Source organism: Knoellia aerolata DSM 18566 (genome assembly GCF_000768695.1).
GTDB classification, from domain to species: Bacteria; Actinomycetota; Actinomycetes; order Actinomycetales; family Dermatophilaceae; genus Knoellia; species Knoellia aerolata.
Genome location: NZ_AVPL01000105.1, coordinates 1 through 5604, shown reverse-complemented (window position 1 = coordinate 5604; position 5604 = coordinate 1). Strand labels below are relative to the sequence as shown.

Genomic DNA, 5604 nt, shown 5'->3' with positions numbered 1-5604 from the left:
CCGGCGACTGCGGCTGGCCCGGCCGCTGCGGTTGGTTTTGCGGCTGCGGCTCCGGCTGGGGGCGTGCCGGGGCCTCGCGGGGCCGCTCCGGCTCGACGAACTGCGGCCCGTCGTCGTAGGGCTCGTCGGACTCCGGCGGCTCGTCGAGCGGAGGCTCGGACGGGTCGGGAGCACGGTGCGGTCGCGGCGCTCCGGCCGACGTCGGACCGGCCTGCGCGGTCTGGGGGCGCTGGTCGGCCCGGGCGACCGGCTGCGGCGCCGGTTGGTCCTGGACGACCGGTGCCGGATCCGGAGGTCCGACCGGCTGCACGGGCGCCTGGGGCATCTGCGGTGCCGACTGGACCGGAGCCGCGGAGGCGACCGTCGCCGACGGGGTCTGGTGATGGACCGGCTGGCGGGAGGGTGCCGAGGGCGCGGCGGGTGCCGCGCCGGAGGGGACCCCGCCGACGTCGAGGCGCCGTTCGAGACGGTCGAGGCGGGCGGCATACCCGCTCTCCCCCGCGGCGCCGGGAAGCAGCAGCCGCGCGGCGATGAGCTCGAGCTGGAGCCGGGGCGCGGTCGCACCGGTCATCTCGGACAGCCCGGCGTTGACGATGTCGGCGGCCCGCGAGAGCGCGCCGGAGCCGAACGCGGCTGCCTGCTGGCGCATCCGCTCGAGCTGGTCCGGCGGGAGGGCGCGCAGCACGGCCGAGGCGCCGTCGGGGACGGCGGCGACGACGATGAGGTCACGGAGGCGCTCGAGGAGGTCCTCGATGAAGCGGCGGGGGTCGAGGCCGGTCTCGATGACGCGCTCGATCGACGAGAACGCGCCGACGCCGTCGCCCGCACCGAAGGCGTCGATCGTCGCGTCGAGGAGCTCGCTGTCGGTGAAGCCGAGCAGCGACGCCGCCGACTCGTAGGTCAACCCCTCGTCGCCGGACCCGGCGATGAGCTGGTCGAGGACGGAGAGCGAGTCACGCACCGACCCGCCGCCGGCGCGGACGACGAAGGAGAGCACGCCCGGGGCCACGGCCACCTCCTCGGCAACGCAGAGGCGCTCCATGTAGTCGGTGAGCTGGCCGGGGGGGACGAGCCGGAACGGGTAGTGGTGGGTGCGCGAGCGGATCGTCCCGATGACCTTCTCGGGTTCGGTCGTCGCGAAGACGAACTTCACGTGCTCGGGCGGCTCCTCGACGATCTTGAGCAGCGCGTTGAAGCCCTGAGGCGTCACCATGTGCGCCTCGTCGATGATGTAGATCTTGTAGCGGCTCTGGGCCGGGCCGTAGGACGCGCGCTCGCGCAGGTCACGGGCGTCGTCGACGCCACCGTGGCTCGCCGCGTCGATCTCGATGACGTCGACCGTGCCGGCGCCACCGCGGGCCAGCGCCACGCAGGAGTCGCACTCGCCGCACGGGGTCGCCGTCGGGCCCTGCTCGCAGTTGAGGCAGCGCGCGAGGATGCGGGCGCTCGTCGTCTTGCCGCACCCGCGGGGACCGCTGAAGAGGTAGGCGTGGTTGACCCGGCCGGTGCGCAGCGCCTGCATGAGCGGCTCGGTGACGTGCTCCTGGCCGATGACGTCGGCGAACGTCTCGGGGCGGTAGCGGCGGTACAGGGCGGTGCTCACGGGGCCCAACCTAGTCGCCCTCGAGGACACCCGGCATGCCGCCTGCACCGGCCTGTGGACGCGGTCGCTAGCCTCACCGCCATGGACGTGCGCGGGGACGACGTGTCGAAGGTGGTCGGGCCGGCGACCCTGCTCGCCCCCGTGTCCGTCGCGGCGTCGAGCGGCACCTGCCTGGTCCTGCGCGGTCCGAACGGCTCCGGCAAGACGACCCTGCTGCGCATCCTCATCGGCGCGCTCCCGCCCACGACCGGGACCGCGACCGTCGGCGACGCGACGGCGGACGAGCGCGACCCGGCGGTGCGGGCGGCCGTCGCCGCGCTCGTCGGCGCACCGGCGACCTATCGCGACCTGACGCTGCGCGACCACCTCGTCCTGCTCGACGCCACGTGGGCCGGCGACGCCGACAGCTGCGACGACCGGGTCGCCGCAGCCCTCACCCAGCTCGGGCTCGGGGACCTCGGTGGGCGGTTCCCGCACGAGCTGTCGTCCGGCCAGACCCAGCTGTTCCGCCTGGCCCTGACCTTCTTCCGCCCGTCCGACGTCCTCGTGCTCGACGAGCCCGAGCAGCGCCTCGACACGACCAAACGAGCGCTGGTCGCGGAGATCCTCGCCGCCCGGCGCGACGCCGGCACGACGGTCGTGCTGGCCTGCCACGACCCCGTGGTCACCGACCGCGTCGCCGACCGGGTGGTCGACCTCGTCGGCGCGACCGACTGAGGTCTGCGTGACCGCCAGCGCCGTGAGCGACCAGGAGCGCCTCGCCGACACCCGGCACGTGCTCCACGGACCCTCCGGCAACCCGGCGCGCAAGGAGGTCGCGTATGCCGCCTACGTCGCCGTGATCCTCGTCGGGCTCTACGGCTTCCCCGTCTTGCGTGCGCTGGTCCTCGCCGCCGATCCGGAGGCGATGGGTTCGGCCCTGCGGTCGCCGTGGGCGGTCCTCGTCGTCGTCGCGGTCACCGCGGTCGTCGCCGTGCTGGGGCGTGAGGCCGGGCGGGTCCGCGGACCGGTCGTGGCGCCCGTTCCGTGGGTCGACCACGTCGTCGCCTCGTCGCTCGACCGCTGGGCGGCGCTGCGGCCGTGGTTCGGCTACTCGCTCTTCGCGGTCCTCTTCGCCGGTGGGCTGTCCGGCCTCCTCGTCGGCGCCGCGTTCCTCGGAGCACGGGCGGCGTCGTGGTGGTTCGTCCCCATCACCGTCGCCGTCGGCCTCCTGGTCGGCCTGGTCGGGGGGACGACGTGGCTGCTCGGCCAGTCGCGGCTCTCCCCTCCGCTGCGTCGCGGGCCCCGGCCCGGGGTGTCGTCCCGGCTGGGCGCCCCGTCCGCCGAGGTGCGGCGGATGGGTCTGCCCGAGCTCCGCACGCAGGCGGCCCGGTCGAACCGGATCGTCGGCGGGGTCCAGGCGGGAGACCTCCGCGCCGTCCGGCTCGAGGCGGCCCGCCCCGTCACCCGGGGTCGTGCCCTGCGGCTGCGCCGACGCGGGCCGGTCGCGACCCTCGTGGCGCGCGACGTCCTCGGCCTGCGGCGCGCCCCCGGAGCGGCCGTCGTCGGGCTCGTCCTCACGGTGCTCGGCGGCGTGACGCTCGGCGCCACCCTCGGCTCCAGCGCCGTCCCCCCGCTCGTCGGGTTCGTCGCCGCGATCATCGGCTACGTCGGCTTCGGCGCCCTGGCCGAGGGCTTGCGCCTCGAGGCGGACACCGTCGGGACGCCGGCCCTGTTCGGGATGCCACCGGTGCGTGCCGCCGCCACCCACCTCGTCGTTCCCGGGCTCACCCACCTCGTCGGCACGACGCTGGCCGGGTCCGTCACCGCCCTGGCCGTCGGGTCGACCGTCGGCGAGGTCCTGCCGTGGTGCGTCATGACCACGGTGGTCCTCAGCGGCGGAAGTCTCCTCGCGGCCTACCGCGGTCGCCCCCCGGCCACGTTCAGCACGGTGCCGTCACCGCAGACGGTCGCGATCTGGTACTCGTCCCCGCTCGTCCTGTGCACCCTCCTCGTCGGCGGGATGGTCTGGGGCGCCGTCCAGTGGCCCACGTCGGGGCTGCTCGTCATCGCGACGTGGGTGGCCGGCGCGAGCATCGTCTACGCCGGGCTGAGGCGGGTGGACAGGGAGTCGATGTCGCACCGCGACGTCTGAGCCGCGACCCGACCGCCGCTACCGGCGGGCCCGACCCCGCTCCGGCAGGCCCGCGGCATACACGGCGGCGGCGACGAGGACGGGCTGGAAGAAGAGGCGGACGAGCCGCTTGGTGTCGGTGTCGAGCCCGAAGGCGTCGACCCCTTCGACGTACTGCGCGACGTTGCCCGGGAAGATGACGACGTAGAAGGCCGCGAGCGCCAGCCCGGTCAGCCGGCGCTGCTGCGGCAACGCGAGCAGCGCCACCCCGAGCGCCACCTCGGCGACACCGGACCCGACGACGACGAGGTCCTCGCTGACCGGCACCCAGCTGGGCACCTGCGCTCGGAAGTCCTCGCGGCCGACGGTGAGGTGGGTCAGCCCGACGAGCGCCATGACGGCGCCCAGCCCGATCCGGGTGAGGTCCTGCCCTCGTGTGGCGACGGGTCGGCGCGTGAGGAGGTCCATGGCGGCCACCGTACGGTGCCCGTGCGGCGCCCACGTATCGTCGTCGTGTGCGCATCGACGTCTGGTCCGACCTGGTCTGCCCCTTCTGCCACGTGGGGCGCCGACGCCTCGAGCTCGCCGTGGAACAGTTCCTCGCGGGTGACGAGGAGCGCGAGGTCGACGTGACCTGGCACAGCTACCAGCTCGACCGCTCCGCACCCGCGGTCGTCGAGGGCTCCAACGTGGACCGCATCGCCGCCAAGTACGGCCGGTCGCGTGAGGAGATGGTGGCCCAGCACGAGGCCATGGCGGCCGACGCTGCCGACGTCGGTCTCGACTTCCAGTGGGAGAAGGTCGTCGGGGGCAACTCGTTCGACGCCCACCGCGTCATCCACCTGGCCCGGGCCCGGGGCCTGGAGAAGCCCGTCACCGACCGGGTCATGCGTGGCTGGTACTCCGAGGGCGCGGCGATCGGCGACACCGACACCCTGGTCCGGCTCGCCGTCGAGGGCGGCCTCGGCGAGAAGGACGTGCGCGAGACGCTCGGCTCGGACGCCTACGGCTACGACGTGCGCGAGGACGAGGCGACCGCCAACCAGATCGGCATCACGGCCGTGCCGACGTTCGTGCTCGACCAGAAGTTCGCGGTCACCGGCGCCCAGCCGGTCGACGGGCTGCTGCGCGCCCTCGAGCTCACGTGGGAGGACCGGGGCACGGAGCCCGAGGCCCGCGGCGGCGGCTGTGGCGGGTGCGCGGGTGGCTGCGCCTGCGGAGCCTGACCGGAACACACCGGAACACCGGCTCGCGAGCCGGCCCGGGCCTCGTGAGCCCGATCGATCCGGCTCGCGAGGGCACCTCCGGCTCGCGAGCCGGCTTGGGCAGACATGAAGACACCCCGCGTACCTGGAAGAGCTCACCTGCCCTTGCTGCATTCCTGCCCTGGGGGAGTTCGGTGAGGTACCACCACGCGGGGTGCCGGTCCAAAGTCTAACCCGGCCCTGCGACGAGGCCAATCCGGTCCCGCGCTCCTCCCCGCCCGGTGCTGTGCAGTGCTGCGGCACAGCGCAGCAGCGCACACCCCTCACCCGAACAGGTGCCGCTCACGCTGTGCAGTGCTGCGGCACAGCGCAGCAGCGCACAGCGCGGCGCGGCGCGGGGACGTGCGGCGCGCGGAGTCCGCCGCCCGCGCCGTCAGCCGAGGTGGACGTATGCCGGGTGGCGCGGGATCGTGCCCCTCTCGGCGAGCAGCGTGGCCAGGCGCAGGGCCCCGTCGAGGGCGCCCCCGTGCGACGCCGTCAGCTCGGCGCCGGCCGCTGCGAGCACCGACTCGAGGGCGGAACGCACCGGCTTCGCGTTGAGCAGCCCACCGGTCGCGACGAGCGTCGGCGAGTCGATCCCCGCCGCGGCCGACAGCAGGGACTCGGCGAGCGCCTCCCCCGCC

At 74.7% G+C, this 5604-nt stretch carries 5 protein-coding genes, 1 other RNA gene and 1 pseudogene; 3 read left to right on the top strand and 4 right to left on the bottom strand.

From position 1 onward, the window contains the following. A partial coding sequence (locus N801_RS18460) for a DNA polymerase III subunit gamma and tau (protein ID WP_156996909.1) occupies positions 1-1603 on the bottom strand: 1603 nt, incomplete at its 3' end. Positions 1604-1684: 81 nt separating this feature from the next. Here N801_RS18460 and N801_RS18455 point away from each other — a divergent pair. Beyond that, the gene (locus tag N801_RS18455) at positions 1685-2320 is read left to right on the top strand and encodes an ABC transporter ATP-binding protein (RefSeq protein WP_035940778.1); all 636 of its coding nucleotides are present in this window, start codon (positions 1685-1687) and stop codon (positions 2318-2320) included. 7 nt (positions 2321-2327) lie between these two features. Further along, positions 2328-3737, top strand: coding sequence for a hypothetical protein (locus N801_RS18450; protein ID WP_035940777.1), 1410 nt, complete (start codon positions 2328-2330; stop codon positions 3735-3737). An 18-nt stretch (positions 3738-3755) separates the two neighbouring features. On the opposite strand, the gene N801_RS18445 is transcribed toward N801_RS18450, so the two are convergent. After that, positions 3756-4184, bottom strand: coding sequence for a DoxX family protein (locus N801_RS18445; RefSeq protein ID WP_035940776.1), 429 nt, complete (start codon positions 4182-4184; stop codon positions 3756-3758). Between the two features lie 47 nt (positions 4185-4231). Between N801_RS18445 and N801_RS18440 the strand changes: the two genes are divergently transcribed. Then, positions 4232-4942 carry a DsbA family oxidoreductase gene (locus tag N801_RS18440; protein WP_035940775.1) on the top strand — a complete coding sequence of 237 codons (711 nt, stop codon included), beginning with the start codon at positions 4232-4234 and terminating at the stop codon, positions 4940-4942. Between the two features lie 104 nt (positions 4943-5046). On the opposite strand, the gene ffs is transcribed toward N801_RS18440, so the two are convergent. Both ffs and N801_RS21185 read right to left on the bottom strand, forming a co-directional pair. After that, positions 5047-5143: signal recognition particle sRNA small type (gene ffs / locus N801_RS20470), an RNA gene on the bottom strand. 211 nt (positions 5144-5354) lie between these two features. After that, positions 5355-5604, bottom strand: a pseudogene (locus N801_RS21185) (hypothetical protein); the annotation flags it as partial.